The following is a 14,444-nucleotide window of genomic DNA, read 5'->3' as shown; positions in this document are numbered from 1 at the left end:
GCTGTTTTAAAATCGGTTTGATCAATAATTTTGCAATATTTAACTTTTTGTTCAAATGTAAAATGTTTGGACATAAAAATAACACTCCTTTATTTTGGAGTGTCAAATTTTTTTCACCTAACTTATTTAATTATAAAATTATCTTCTTTTTTCGTTTGTACTGATTAAAAGCCTGAATTTATATTAAAAAAACACAAAGAAACAATAGTAAAAAAGACATTTTTTTAATAATTTAATTTACTAACGCTTGAGTACAAGATTATGTAGGAAATATGTTTAAAATAACACGTGGTGAAGTTTTATCAACAAACAAAATTAGTTCTAATTTAACATATATTAATAAATACCCTGTATATTCTTCTAAAACATTAAACAATGGTTTATTAGGTTATTATAGTAATTATTTATTTGAAAACTCATTAACATGAACAACTGACGGAGCAGGTGCAGGTAAAGTTAGATTTAGATCTGGTAAATTTTACCCCACAAATGTTTGTGGAGTTTTGCTTAGTGATAAATATTCCGATCATTCAATAGCTCATATTTTAAATTCAGAAACTTTTAAATATGTGTCAGCTGCCGCGATACCAAAATTGATGAACAATGTTATGTCATCTATAAAAATTTCATACTCGCCCAATAAAAGTGAAAGAGAGAGTATATCTAAATTAATAAATAATTTAGATTCATCAATCGCACTACTTCAGCGTAAGTTAGAAAAAATGAAAAATATTAAAGAATTTCTACTTAATAAGATGTTTGTAAGCGGTCAAGCAGAATTTCCTGAAATTAGATTTAAGGGTTTTACTAATTCTTGAGTACAATCTCCTATCGAAACATTTGTTAGCAAGATTTTAAAAAGTAATATATTTATTAATGATTTTAAAAAAACAGGAAATTATCCTGTCTATAGTGCCACTGATATTTTTGGATTTATTAATGATAATCATTTAAAAGAAGATGCAATATTAATTTCTGTAGATGGTTCAATAGGAAATCTTAGAATAGTGAATAAAAATTCATGATTTATTTCTACAAACCAAGCTATTATACCTAATAAAAATATCAATATTATTTTTTTATTTAACATTTTAAAAAGAATAAATTTTAATAAAATAACGATAGGTACAACAATTAAACATTTATATTATTCAGAATATAAAAATATATTGATATGATCTCCTAAAATGAATGAACAAACTAAAATATCAAAAATATTCACCAATTTAGATTCATCAATAGCACTATTTCAACGAAAATTAGAAAAGCTAGAAAATATTAAGAAGACATTATTAAACAAAATGTTTATCTAAAACAGCATTAATTTTTATAAATTTGTTTTTATTTAGCTTTAGTAAGTAAAATAAGATTAATTTAATTTTATTTATTTATTAATTAATAATCATTCTTTAAATTTTTTATTTATAAACTTAGATTATCTAAAACTAAAGTGTCAAATATATAAAATCGTCCACCAAACTATATATTCGAAACACTATGCAGATTTTTATTTAGAAAATTAAGTCGACCACGTAACAATAAAAAATATAATATATTAATGTATATAATCTCTAATTGTCATAGTTTATAATTAAATGTTTCATATATTGTGAGCATAGTTTACAAAAAATATATTTTAAGACATAACAATGTTGTTATGTCTATTTTTTTATATAATTTTTATATGGAAAATATTGAAAAGAATAAAATATTAGTTAAATTCGATGAAATTGCTCATCAAAGAAATTTTGTATACTCTCTTTTTGGAAACTCACTTGAAAAAGCAATTAAAGACAAACAACTTTCAAACCCATATGAGATAGTTATAGATTTACAATCTTTTTTAAAATTAAAGACATATAATAGTGAACAAATTTCAATTAATAAAAAATTCAGTGCTGATAATCCGCTTCCAAGCTTTAATTATTTTGGTGAAAAAATTTACTTAAATCTTTTGTTAGCATCTAATTCAAGTGAATTAAACTATAAAGCAATTAATAAACTACTTAATTTAATTAACAAAAAATCTGATGGCGATCAGATTTATGATTTGATTAATTCTATTTATTCTTACGATCCAGATATTTGAATCTTACTTTATTTTGATTATGATGAATCTTTATTAAAAATAAAAAAAATTACTAATATCAATCCTAATTATTATTCTGTTCACATTACCAAATCTAAATTAAAATTACCATTTCACAAAGGATTTATTAATATAAAAAATGACTAAAACATTTGTAATAGTCATTTTTTAATATAATGAAAATTCTTGGTGAAAGAAAATAAAGTTTTCTGGTTTAATATAAAACTTGGCTGCGATACTAATGCTTTCATTGTCGTATCCTCACATTGTGATAACAACTAATTTATCTTCTCCAAACAGTTTTACATTTTCATATTTCAACTCATAAACAATATTTGTCAAACTACTTCTTTCAGCTAAAGTGTCAATAATAGGTTTATTTAAACTAATTGGTTCAAATTGATCAACGTTTTTTATAGATAAGAATATATCTGCTTCAGCAATGACTTTACCTTCAATTTCGTAAGTTGTACGAAATTGTCTGAATCCTTCAACAAAAATTATTCTTTTTTCATGAAATCAATCCGGTTCTGTTGGTTCTTCTATCTCAATACCTCTAACTCTGTCAGCACCCATTAAAAAACTAACGGGTTTAATTAAATTATAAAAATTCTCCGCTACAAAGTGACCTCTTTTGGATATTGTGTAAACAGCACCAAGCGCGTATAGTTTTTGATAAGCACCAACAACTACACTTCTAGAACATTTGAACATTTCCATTAATGCGTGCTCAGATGGCATAATTTTGTTTACAGGAACTTTTCTAGTTACTATTAAATCAATTAAATATTTTACTACCTCATTGGTTTTACTTAATATTTTTGGAGTTGCCTTAGAAACTAGTTCTTCATTAATTTTTTTTCTGTTTTTTGCGTTTACCATATCACAATTTTACCAAATTTAAAATAAAAAAATTCTTATTTTTTTATCAATTTAAATATTGCGTATCCACCTTGCTCCATCTCAAAGTTTCAACCATAATTTTTTGTCTTCTTTAATAAAACGGGTTTAAAATGATAATCTCTCGAAATTTTTATGAAGTTCAATTTTTCATTTTTATAATTACAAAACGCGAACAGTAAGAATTCTTTATCTTGTTCAGGAGCTTTTCTAACTGTAACACTAGAATAATCGTCAGTATCTATAAATGTATAAGGGTCTACAATTGTATCAGAATTTGTTTCTTTTAAGAAAGGATATTCTTCACGTAATTTAGACATATATTGAATCAAACTATAAGGTGAATTCTCCACCTTAATAGCTTCTTCAATTACAGGCAATTGAGTTGCAGAAGTTAATAAAATATATTCTTCTAAGTTTTCGATTACAATCCCGTCATAGATAAAACAATTTTCTTGTGGATTTGATCATTTCATTGGTTCTCTTAATGATGGATCACCATAGTATCTTGTACCAAAATAATATAATTCATCACCTTGATAAATAATTGGATTTCCAGGTAATGCCATTAATTGGAATAAAGCAATTTTTAAATTATCTTTTTCTAATTCTGTTAGTTTTTTAGTCAATTGATGTGGTTTGTTTTTAGAAACTTCTTCTCTAAAAACATCTAATCATCTTTTAGTATCATGATTATCTATAAATGGCATTCATCTACTTATAGGTGAAGCTTCTTCATATTTTTTTACTAAATCTTTTAAATCTTTATACGGAATTCTAACATCTGTATTTTGTCTAAAATATTTGAATCCATCATAAACGGTGTTAAGACCTAATTCATTTCCGTCTTTTAAATATTGCAACCCTTTAAATGTATCGGTGAAAACTCATTCTCCGACCATAAATACATCATCACGTCCTGCTGGTTTTGTGATTTCATCACTTGCTTTTCTTAAAATAGAAAATATTTTAGCCTCATTAAAGTTGTTTTTAGTTTCTATTTCACTCGAAAAATATTCAGCTATTGCATCATATCTAAAACCGTCAACTCCAACTGCAGTTCAAAATTTTTGTATTTCTACTAACTCGTCAATAACAACTTTGTTATCTAAGTTTAAATCAGGCATAGAATACGAAAATCTTGCTAAATAATGTTTATTGGTAGGTTTTTGATTAATCTTAGGAAAACTTTTTCTATAAAATTCTTTATCTAATTTAACGTCAGGGTCATTTATATCTAAATCGGGTTCAATTCTATAATATTTTTTATATAACTCGTCTCCTTCGATAGCTTTTTGGAATCAAGGGTGTTCAAAAGATGTATGGTTAAAAATTAAATCTAAATAAACTTTTATTCCTTTCTTATGTGCTGCACTTAAAAAATCAATAAATGCATCCATTCCACCTAATTGATCAGCAACATTACAATAATCTTTAACATTATATCCATGATAGCTTGATGACGGATGCAATGGGGATAATCAAATTTGGTCTACACCTAAATTCGATAAATAGTCTAGTTTATTTTTTAAACCAATAAAATCTCCTATACCATCATTATTACCATCTGCAAATGAATAAACTAAGACTTGATACATTATATTTGTATTCTTGTAATTTTGTAAAGGTTCCGCTTTTGGAGCGTTTTTTCATAAATCTTTATAAGTTTGATTAATGTTATCATTATATTTGGGGTCATCTCACTTAGCATATTCTTTTCTAAGTTGATTTTTTAAATATTTTTTATATATTAAATTGTAATATTTTTTTAATGCTTTATTTTTTAAATTCATAGTAATAGAATTATAATAAGTTATTAAAATTTAAAAGTATATTTATTTTTTTCTTGATAGGTGTAAACAAAAAACAACAGATCGATCTGTTGTTTTTTTAATATTATTTGTTATCTAATACATCTTGAATTTTATTTTTTAGGTCAGTTATTTTGTCACTTCTAGACATAGGTAATGTTGTTGTCTTTTTACCTAAAAACATCTTTAGTCTATTGTCTTTTCCATTAATTGAAGGCATTAGGATTTTATCTTTGGTTACAAAACCAAATTTCTTTTTAGCGCTAATTGTAAATACTAATGCTATAAATGACATAAACATTGAAGATCAAATTAGTTTATAACTAAGATCATAACTTAGTGTATTATTAACTTCACGAAGTTCATTATTAATTGTTATTACATTAATTTGATTTACACTTTCAGGTTGTAATGAAATAATCGCAAATGCACTAACAAATAAAACTGTTACTAAAAAGTATAAACTTTTAAAATACTCATCAGCATTACCTATATTTTTATAAAGTTTATATTGCATAATAAACAAAATAATAAGAATGATAACTGCAGAAAATACAAATAATGTATTTAAAAATAGAAATAACTCAGTTAATTGATAAGTAGGGGAAGCTTTTTTTCAGTTTAGAACTAATACATGGCCAGCATTAATTCAATTTTTTTCGATTTCAATTCTATCGAAAAAATTAATATACATTACTATTTGGAATATTAAAGAAATAAATACTAATAATGTAATTAAGAATAAAAGAATTTTTCTTTCTTTATAATTTTTAAAATGTTCTAAAAATTTCATGTTAATTAATTCTGTTTTCGGTTTCTTTATCAAATAAATGTATTCTTGGTATTATGAATTCAACATACACATGTGAGTATAATTCAAATTCTTCACTATTTGATGCGTTAACAATAAACTCTAAATCTTCATTAACTTTTACTGCGATAAGTTGATCTTTACCAATTAATTCAATATTTGTTATTTTTCCTAAAACTGAATTTGGAACTTGTTTATTATGTATTTTTAAATCTTCAGATCTGAAACCAACAACTATTTTTTGATTTTCTTTTACATGTTGTTTAGCTTCTTCATCTAAAGTAATTTCTAAACTGTTATTTACTTCTGTTAATTTACCACCTTTGTAAACTGCGTCAAAAGTATTCATTGTTGGAGAACCAATAAATTTTGCAACAAAAACGTTTGCAGGTCTAAAGTATAAATCTTTACCTTTACCGCTTTGTTGGATTTTTCCATCATTAAACACGACAATTTGGTCACCCATTGTCATAGCTTCTAACTGGTCGTGTGTAACATAAATACTTGTTGTGTTTAACATTCTATGGATATTAACAATTTCTCTACGCATGCTTTCTCTTAATTTAGCATCTAAGTTTGAAAGAGGTTCATCCATTAAGAAAACAAGTGGTTTTCTAGCGATAGCACGTCCTATCGCAACACGTTGTCTTTGACCTCCTGATAAATCACGAGGTTTTCTATATAGATATTCATCTATTTTTAAAATTTTAGCAACATCCTTAACACGACGGTCAATGATATCTTTTCTTTCTTTAGCTATTTTTAATCCAAATGAAATATTATTATAAACATTCATATGTGGGTATAAAGCGTATGATTGGAAAACCATAGCTATATTACGTTCATTTGGTAATAAGTTGTTGTATCTTTTATTATTAAATAATAAATCACCTTTAGTAATTGAGTTAAGACCAGCAATCATTCTTAAAAGCGTAGTTTTACCACAACCTGATGGTCCTAAAAAGATACAGAAGGTACCTGGTTTAATTTCAAGATTAATATTTTCTAATGTATATTTTTCGTTTCCTTCATATTTTTTAGAAATATTTACTAAATTAATGTGGGCACCGCTATTTGTGGAAGAAATTTCCCCAACTTCAGAAAGCATCGAATCTAAATCAATAGTTTCAAAACCTGTTTCTAAATCTGAAGTCAAATTTTGGTCTAAATTGTTTTTCATATATTATCCTTTCACGGCTCCGTCACTTAATCCACCTACAATGTATCTTTGTAAGTACATAAATAATACAAACGCTGGAGCTGAAGCTAGTATTGAACCCGCAGCATAAGCACCCGCATTAACGTGTTTAGGTTCAGTATCAATAAAGTAACTTAACCCAACAGCAAGTGTTGTATTTTTTAATTCAAATAAAACAAACTTAGGTAAAATAACGTCTGTAAATGGTATCAAGAATGATCATAAAGCAACCATAATTAACGCAGGTCTAATAACTGGAACTAATATTTTAAAGAATAGCCCTCAGTTATTGCATCCATCAACTTTTGCCGAATCATCTAGTTCTGATGACACTGTGTCTAAATAACTTTTCAACATAAATGTATTACCAGAAATTGAACCACCTGCATAAATTAGAATCAACATAAATATTGTTGGGAAGCCTAATGAATTACCCATTCTGATAAGTAAATATAGCGAAATTAGAGCTGATGTAGCTGGAATCATTTGAAGCATCATAATAACTGTCAATGAATGCTTAGAACCAGCAAATTTAAATCTTGAATATGCATAACCATTTAAGGCTACTGCTATTGTTGAAATAACCATTGTTAATACGGCTATTAGTATTGTATTGAAATATCATCTACCAAAATAACTTTGCTCACTTGTGAATAAGTATGTAAAGTTTTCTCACCCAAATTTAAATGGTGTGATGGCAATAATACGTGGGTTGTTTATATTAAAAGCAGAAATAATTAGAGAAACAATTGGGAAAAGCACAATTATTGCTCAAACTATTAAGATTAAATAATTAAAGAATAATCAAATTATTTCCATTGTTGTAGGAGGTTTTGAATCTGATTCATTAAAATTTAATCTTTTTTTGTCTAGTTTTTTATTATTGACTTTTATATCATCAAAAATATGTGAATAAATTCTTTTTCTAGAAAACATCTCTTAATCCCTCCTTGACATTGATTTAATAAATCCACGAGCACCAAGTGAAATACTGAATAATGCAGCTAAAGTTGTTAAAGCGGCAGCGAAAGCCTGATCTCCGGCAAATTTAACTGTACCAAGTGTTAACTTATAAACTCATGAAATAATGATATCTGTTGAAGCTTCACCAAACACAGTAGGATTCGCAAAAGCAGGACCACCACCTGTGAATATAGAAATTGTTGTAAAGTTGTTGAATGAACCAACAAATTGTCCAATTAACATAGGTGCAATTGAAAGTAATAATGAAGGTAATGTTAAATATCTAAATAACTGTGCACCTCTTGCACCATCAACTGAACCGGCTTCATAAATATCTTTTGGTATAGATTGTAAGTTACCTGTCACTAACATAAAGATTCAAGCATAAGCAATTCATGTTTGAACTATAATAACAAGAACTCTAGTTGTACCTATTTCAGCTAATCAGTTTTTGGCATCACTAATTAACCCTATTTTAAGCATAATTAAGTTAATGAAACCTTGGTCCCCACCTTGGAACATACTTTTAATAAATGTAAGTGTAACGAACGCAGGAATTGCTCAAGGTAAAATGTAAATAACTCTAAATACTTTTTTAAATTTAATTCTTTGGCTGTTTGTTAATACAGCAATTATAATACCTACACTTATCGGAATTAATGTAGATAATATTGTTCAAATTATTGTTCAAACAATAACTCTTTGTAATGATAATAACAAGTTATTTTCTCTAAATACTCATCAATATCCTCACATCTTAAGCCCTACTCAATCAACTGTTTGAGACGGAGCTTGATGCTCATAACCGAAGTTGGTAAATGAAATTAATATAGATGTAAATATCGGTGTTGCAACGATGAAAATCATTAAAAATCAACCGAATAGTGAAATCATCCATGGAAATCCACTTGTATTTAATCATCTTTTTGTATGTGTTCATTTACTTGGTCTTGAACCATATTCTAATTGTTTAGCAACACGATAAGAACTAATCGATGATACGGATAAATACGCTAATGCGAAAACTAATAAAACAACCGAAATAACACCACCAAATATATATAAACGAGCATCCGTAAAAATACCTAGTGATGAATTATGAAGTCCTTTTCCAAGGTCACTAAATCCTGGAATTCCACCCATTTTACTTCAATAAGCACCAAATGAAAATGGAATAATAACTGTTCATATAAAAGTTGATAACAATGTTAATAAAGTACCTTTAACATATTGTTTGAAGAATAATAATTCTGATAATCCAGGAAAAACAAATCCTAAAAATGATGTTAGGAATCTTAAATTCTTCATTGTTTCAACTGGTATAGTTTTTTGCGCTTCTGTTATTTTACTTTCATATATTTTTTTGTTAACTTTAACTTCAGAAAATTCCCTTCAAAATGCTGTTCTTAGAATTTCTTTATTAGACATTAACATTGATTTTAATTTTGTTTCACGAATAGTTTCTTTTTTATTAATTTTATATTCGTAAATTTTATTTTTGTAAGCTTGTTTTGAAATTTCTTTTGAAGCTATTTTACGTTTTAATTCTGCTTTTTCATCTTTAAATTGCTTAATAGCTTTAGATTTTGCTAACTTAAATTTTTCGTTATCTGTCAATAATTCAAAACTTAAATCATCGATATTTTTGTTATCTCTATTGTTAAGTTTTTCTACTTCTTTTTGTTTAAGAACTAAAAGTTCATACTTAGCTTTTATTTTTTCTTTTCTAAAGGCTAACCTAGTTTTTCTAGAATCAATAAATAAATCTCTTAATGATTTAGATTCTTCTAAGTTAAATTTACCTTCATAAGTATATTTAACTTTACTTAAACCAACTTTTTCTTTGTATTGTGACTTTAATAAATTTTTGAATTCGTAATATGTTCTAAATAAATTAATTTTGCTAAAAAATTGAGAATGAGCAATTTGAACAAAATGATTTTCTTTATTTTCGATTAAGAAATCACTTAATTGACCATTTAATTTATTAGAAATTTCCTTCGCTTCGTCTAGTGTAAAAGTACTCTTGAATGTATAGTCTAATTGAGGAATATCAATTTCATTTTTTGATAAAAAACTCATAAAATCTTTGGTGTTTTGTATCATTGAGCGATATTTAACTAATTTTAATTGTTCTTTATAGTTTGATTTTATTTCTTTAATTTGTTTGTTTGAATTATCGATTATTTCTTTTACAATAGCTTTATTTTTTGTTTCAGCATTTAAAATAATCTCTTTTTGTTCTTCAATTTTCGCCAACGCTTTTGTTTTAGTTTCTTTTGCACGTTCTAGTAGTTCATTAGATTTTTTTGTATATTCATATTCTAATTCAAGTATTTTCTGTTTAGTTACTAACTTAATTTCTTCTGTTTCTTCAATGAAAAGTTGTTTTTGTAACTTATAAGTTCCTTCGTATTTTCTTATTAATTCTTGTTTACGATTGTATAAACTTATTCTTTGTTTTTCAACTGAATTATAAATATTAGTGAAATATTGATTTGGATTATCAAGTTTTTTAACTCATTCCTGCTCTATTGGTAATAGATCGTCGTGAATTAGCTTAATATCAAAATCGGTCTTACCTGTTTTTTTAATATAAATATACATTATGTTGTAAATAGCGAATTTTTTAAACAATTCTTCTTCATCAACATAAGTTTTTGTTTTTAATTTTTCTATGTTATCTAATTTGACATCAATTTCATCAGCGCTTTGTTGTAAAGAATAAACAAAATCTTTTGCATATTTTTTTGTATCCTTTAAAGACGCCTTAATTTTATTGATTTCAAATTGCAACAAGTTGATTGTTGAATCTGCGTATGATAATTTTTTAATAGAATCTTTTAAAACTGCAAGTTTATTCTTGTAGGCAACTTTGTGACTCGCAAGTTCTCTTTTTAAATTATCTTGTAGTTTTGTTCTTGCTCTTAAGTATAAATCTTTGTCTATACTCTCTTGAGACTTTATTCTGTCCCTTGTTCTCAAAAATATGTTTCTTACTTGCTTTTTGTAAGCCACCATATTACCTGAGCTTTGGGGTAAAATATTATCAAATGACTCGCCATATCAATTATAAAGTTTTAAATCTTCCATAATTATTTGCTTCGTCCTTTGTGTATTTTGTATCATTCATAATAATGAAATTTTCTATCTATGTGGTATTTTAACATAAATACAAATAATGTAAATGCATTTATTCCTGATAAAAACGAAGCAAAGATACCTACCCAGAATTGAAATTTAGTATATTGGCTTGTTTGCTCTGAACCACCATAAAATGGCATTGCAATAAAAGTTATAAATACTAAAATTCAAATTATAAAGAATAGATATCCTGCTTTAATTTTATTTTTTAAAAGTAATATATATACCAAGAAAAATATTATCACGAATGAGTTTGCAATGTAAGATATTATTGTTTTCATTGCTAATTGTGAAACAAGTTTACTAACTTCTTCGTCATTATTATTTGCTTCAATTTTATTAATATAATTAGGATTAATACCATAACCAAATGGTATTAAAACCCAAACTAATAATGTTACTGATAGTAACGCTATTAATGAAATTAAAATATAAAATTGTTGTTTATTAATATTTGTCTTGTATTTTTGATACATATTTTATTAATTGTTAGCTGGTTTTTTTGGATCGAAAGCAACTGTAAGTGACGCTTTACCTGTAATAGATTTAGCTGTTTCACCAAATAAGTAACTTAAATGATCTTCGATAGCAGCAACAAATTGTTCTTTGTTATTAACTGAATTTTTAATTTCTTCCAATTTAACTTTGTTACCAACTGTTTTTTCGTTTCAGTTTCCTCATACTTGACCAAATTGAGGGTTAGAGTTATCGATACGTCTTTCTTGAGTTGACAAGATTCCAATTCCACCTTCTTGGATTGTTCTACTTGAAGCAACAACTTGAAGAACTTTATCAACACTTTTTAGTTTGTTGTATTCAGCAGTTTTTTCAGTAACTTCGTCAAATGTAACTTCAGAAGGTTGACCATCAGAATTAACCATTTTACCTTCAGCATAAATTCCTGCTGTAGCATTTCTTACTTTAGCAACGTTAACAAAGTTAGCTAAATATCCTTTTACAGCTTTTTCAATTACATCAGCTGCAACTGTTGTTTTTGCAACTTCTGAAGAAAAGTCTTTAGCTCTTTGGATAACACTATTAATTAAGTCATTTAATCCAGTTTCATCATTTACAACATTTGAAAATGATTGAATTAAAGCTTCTTTTTCATCACCATTATCTCCGTTAGCGCCGAAAATGTATTTTTCTACCTTTCTAACGTGTCATGCGTTATTACCTTCCATTAATTCCGAAAATTTTGGATTTGTTATTGTAGATAATCCACCTTTAATAACACCCTCACCAATTTGTCATGGTTCATTGTTACCTTGAAGATCAGCAAGATTTGTCAATCCTAATATTGCTGAAAGAACGTTTCTAAGTGCATATGAATCTTCTAAACTATTGTTAAGAGTTGTAAATTGTTCGTTAGACATTTGATCAGGTTTAACGTTATAGTTCCCTTTTTGATCTTCGGGTTTTAATTTAACTTCTTCTTTTGTTAATAATTGGTATGTTGATTTAGGTAATTTATTAGCATCGTTTAAAGGATCTGAATTTGTTTCGATGCTTCAAGTATTTCCTAATAAACCACTTCTAGCTAATTTAACAATCGGTTGAACTACTTCTTGATATTTTACAATTAAGTCTTCAAAATTTTTGAATCCTAAATCTGTTGCAAATTTTGCTACTTCAGCATTTTTCTCTGTATTAACTCTATTGTATGCTTCTTGAACTCTTGTACGTTCTGCCTTAGCAAAAGGAATTTTTGAATCTCTTTCAAAGTATTTTAAGTATGGTTCAGTTTTAAAAATAATCTTAATTAATTCAACGATAGCATTTTTTCTATCTTCTGAAACACCATTATTTCTTGCGTTAATAGCGTATGATCATGAACCTGATGCTTGTAAGTATTTATAATCATCTTTTGTATTAACAACGTTAAAGAATGATTTTGCATTTGCTGTAGATTGAGCATTTTGAATATCTCATGTTCCTACTAAAGCAAATTTTATTTTTCCTTCTTTCATTAATCTAAATGAAATGTTTTGAGCATTACCAACATCTGAACCTAAAAATGATACTAAGTCAGCTTGAGAAATACCTTTTTTCCCTCAAACAGTTTGTCCATAATCAACTGTGTTTTTCTTAAAAGCAGCTTCATAAATTGGTCACAATAAATCACCAACTACATCAAGAGCTTTTTTAAATTCTGGGTGGAATTTGTCTGATTTAATAAATCCTGATTTAACTTCATTATTATCACTATAAAGTATTTTTGACATTAAATAATCAGCTGCTTCACCATTTTCAATTTTATCTTTTTGTAATTTATCGAAAACTCCACCAAAGATTCCGTTTCCAAATCAAAAGTCTTGAATTCTTAATAACGCTTCACCACTTGTAACTAATTCCGCTAATGTATCAGTATTTGCATTTTCTAAAATTTTTCTTGACTCATCTTCGTTTTCGCTAGATGCCATAACTATACCTTCAGCGTTATGTCTTAATGCTAAAAGTTTTTTAACTGTACCAGCGTTTATATCACCTTTAATAACACCTTCTACAGTACCAAAATCTCTCATTTCTTTAATTTCTTCAGCAGATGTAACTCCCAATTGTTTAGCAAGTTCATCAAATAAAGTAGGATCAAATTCATCGATTTCAGCTAATGAACCTGTTTGTGCTGTACTTGTAATTCTATCGTTAGGTGCATAAAATAAATCAGGAACTTGTTCATCTGTTAAACCTTGTGTACCGAAATCTAAGGCACCAAAAACATTTTTGTTAATTGTTTGAATTTTGAAACCTTTTTCCTTAGCATAAGATGTTTCATTAAATTCTTTAATAACTTCATTATAAAAGTCTTCTTGGGCTCCATCAACAGCAATAACTATTTCTTTTCTATTTGCTCATGTGTTACCTGATGAACTTTGTGTTGTAGAACCACAAGCAATAACTGTTGAAAGAGATGCGATACCCGCAACTAAACCAGTTGATAATAATAATTTTCTTTTCATTTTGTCTCCATTATTTTTTTACTCGAACGCTAATTCATTTTTATTGTAAGCGACGATTAAGAATAGGATACTTATGGGTGTTAACATTAATAATAAACTAACTACACCAATGATTGCAATCCATTTATTGAATTCTGTCTTTCGCAATATATAAAAGACATGTACCGATAAAATCAAAGCAACCAAATAAGATGTGAAATATATAGATATAAGAATTCTAGTAGTATATTTTTTTATTTCTAGAATTAAACTAACTAAATACCTGTCTTTTTCTACCTCTTTTGCTAAATTTATCAAATATAAAGCAAAAATTATTTGAAGAATTAAAAGCACAATACTTGAAAATATAAGAAATAAGTATTCTAAAATTTTAGGCTTATATTTTCTTTCTAAAGGGTACTTGCCTAGAAATAACCATCTAACTTTAGTTTTAAAGGGGATTTTCTTTATTTTATATTTCTTTTTCATATCCTAATTATAATTTTACAATAAATTTATTTATGATATTTCTACCTTTATAAATTTAATCATTTTTTGTCATTCTAACTTGATATATCAAGATGAGTGT

The 14,444-nt window shown here is 26.7% G+C and carries 11 protein-coding genes; 2 read left to right on the top strand and 9 right to left on the bottom strand.

Annotated features, from left to right (window positions below; genetic code table 4):
• The first annotated feature begins 272 nt into the window (after nt 1-272).
• Together N9R85_RS01435 and N9R85_RS01430 are read left to right on the top strand one after the other, a co-directional pair.
• Nucleotides 273-1,313, top strand: a complete 1,041-nt coding sequence (locus N9R85_RS01435; RefSeq protein ID WP_262858272.1) for a restriction endonuclease subunit S — start codon at nt 273-275, stop codon at nt 1,311-1,313.
• Nucleotides 1,314-1,684: 371 nt separating this feature from the next.
• Complete coding sequence (locus N9R85_RS01430) at nt 1,685-2,236, top strand: hypothetical protein (protein WP_205852419.1); 552 nt, start codon at nt 1,685-1,687, stop codon at nt 2,234-2,236.
• Nucleotides 2,237-2,257: 21 nt separating this feature from the next.
• Here N9R85_RS01430 and N9R85_RS01425 read toward each other — a convergent pair whose 3' ends face one another.
• The 9 genes from N9R85_RS01425 to N9R85_RS01385 all read right to left on the bottom strand — a co-directional run bounded on the left by N9R85_RS01425 (nt 2,258) and on the right by N9R85_RS01385 (nt 14,344).
• Nucleotides 2,258-2,971, bottom strand: coding sequence for a winged helix-turn-helix domain-containing protein (locus N9R85_RS01425; protein ID WP_205852122.1), 714 nt, complete (start codon nt 2,969-2,971; stop codon nt 2,258-2,260).
• A 35-nt stretch (nt 2,972-3,006) separates the two neighbouring features.
• Nucleotides 3,007-4,782, bottom strand: a complete 1,776-nt coding sequence (locus N9R85_RS01420) for an alpha-amylase family glycosyl hydrolase (protein WP_205852418.1) — start codon at nt 4,780-4,782, stop codon at nt 3,007-3,009.
• A gap of 103 nt (nt 4,783-4,885) precedes the next feature.
• Nucleotides 4,886-5,593: a hypothetical protein gene (locus N9R85_RS01415; RefSeq protein WP_205852124.1), complete on the bottom strand. Its 708-nt coding sequence runs from the start codon at nt 5,591-5,593 to the stop codon at nt 4,886-4,888.
• A gap of 1 nt (nt 5,594) precedes the next feature.
• Nucleotides 5,595-6,791 (bottom strand): ABC transporter ATP-binding protein, encoded by a 1,197-nt coding sequence (locus N9R85_RS01410; protein ID WP_205852125.1) that lies wholly within the window; start codon nt 6,789-6,791, stop codon nt 5,595-5,597.
• A gap of 3 nt (nt 6,792-6,794) precedes the next feature.
• Nucleotides 6,795-7,745, bottom strand: coding sequence for a sugar ABC transporter permease (locus N9R85_RS01405; RefSeq protein ID WP_205852126.1), 951 nt, complete (start codon nt 7,743-7,745; stop codon nt 6,795-6,797).
• Between the two features lie 3 nt (nt 7,746-7,748).
• Nucleotides 7,749-10,865: an ABC transporter permease subunit gene (locus N9R85_RS01400; RefSeq protein ID WP_262858271.1), complete on the bottom strand. Its 3,117-nt coding sequence runs from the start codon at nt 10,863-10,865 to the stop codon at nt 7,749-7,751.
• 2 nt (nt 10,866-10,867) lie between these two features.
• A complete protein-coding gene (locus tag N9R85_RS01395; RefSeq protein WP_205852127.1) occupies nt 10,868-11,392 on the bottom strand; it encodes a hypothetical protein in 525 nt (174 codons plus the stop codon).
• 6 nt (nt 11,393-11,398) lie between these two features.
• Nucleotides 11,399-13,876: a hypothetical protein gene (locus tag N9R85_RS01390; RefSeq protein WP_262858270.1), complete on the bottom strand. Its 2,478-nt coding sequence runs from the start codon at nt 13,874-13,876 to the stop codon at nt 11,399-11,401.
• Between the two features lie 18 nt (nt 13,877-13,894).
• Nucleotides 13,895-14,344, bottom strand: a complete 450-nt coding sequence (locus N9R85_RS01385) for a hypothetical protein (RefSeq protein WP_205852416.1) — start codon at nt 14,342-14,344, stop codon at nt 13,895-13,897.
• Nucleotides 14,345-14,444: the final 100 nt, after the last annotated feature.

The sequence above is a fragment of the Mycoplasma sp. CSL7503-lung genome (genome assembly GCF_025515455.1).
Lineage (GTDB): Bacteria > Bacillota_I > Bacilli_A > Mycoplasmatales > Metamycoplasmataceae > Mycoplasmopsis.
This window is presented reverse-complemented; position numbering and strand designations above follow the sequence as displayed.